The following is a 484-nucleotide window of genomic DNA, read 5'->3' on the forward strand; positions in this document are numbered from 1 at the left end:
ACTCTAAGATTTAAGGATAACATCAGTATTTCTTGTCAAGTAAATATCAGATAAATCAACATTATACGGAAAGGCTTTTATTTCACTATGTTTATCAAGTGATACTTCAAATTCTAAATTAGTCACATTAATATTTTTAAGAACTGAAAAAAAACTATCTACTCTTAAAATTGATTTCCCATTTTCGAAATTAGATAATTGTCCTATAGATATAGAAGTGCCTGCAGCTTCTTTTAATGTGAACTTTTTTGATAGTCGTAGTTCTTTGTAAGCACTACCATAGGTTTTGCTATTTTCCATTTTGACTATTTTCCTTTTCCAAAACCAAATATTAACTAATAAGCTTGATACATATAGTAATAGTAGGTATTTTCCCAATTCTTGAATATTTTTATATTTTACTTTTCCATTTATTTTAATTAAGTTTATTTAAAAACATTCCTTACATTTATTATACACTTTGATGTTATCCTTAAATCTTAGA

General features: G+C 25.0%; 1 protein-coding gene. It reads right to left on the reverse strand.

The window, feature by feature from the left end:
• Positions 1-3: 3 nt before the first annotated feature.
• On the reverse strand, positions 4-300 hold the full coding sequence (locus RT41_RS10270) for a helix-turn-helix domain-containing protein (protein WP_096819313.1): 297 nt from the start codon (positions 298-300) through the stop codon (positions 4-6).
• Positions 301-484 lie beyond the last annotated feature (184 nt).

This window comes from Lactococcus fujiensis JCM 16395 (assembly GCF_002441655.1).
GTDB lineage: Bacteria > Bacillota > Bacilli > Lactobacillales > Streptococcaceae > Lactococcus > Lactococcus fujiensis.

Excerpts from the sequence above, each read along its gene's own strand:
- RT41_RS10270 (WP_096819313.1), bottom strand. The coding sequence starts at position 300 with ATGGAAAATAGCAAAACCTATGGTAGTGCTTACAAAGAACTACGACTA.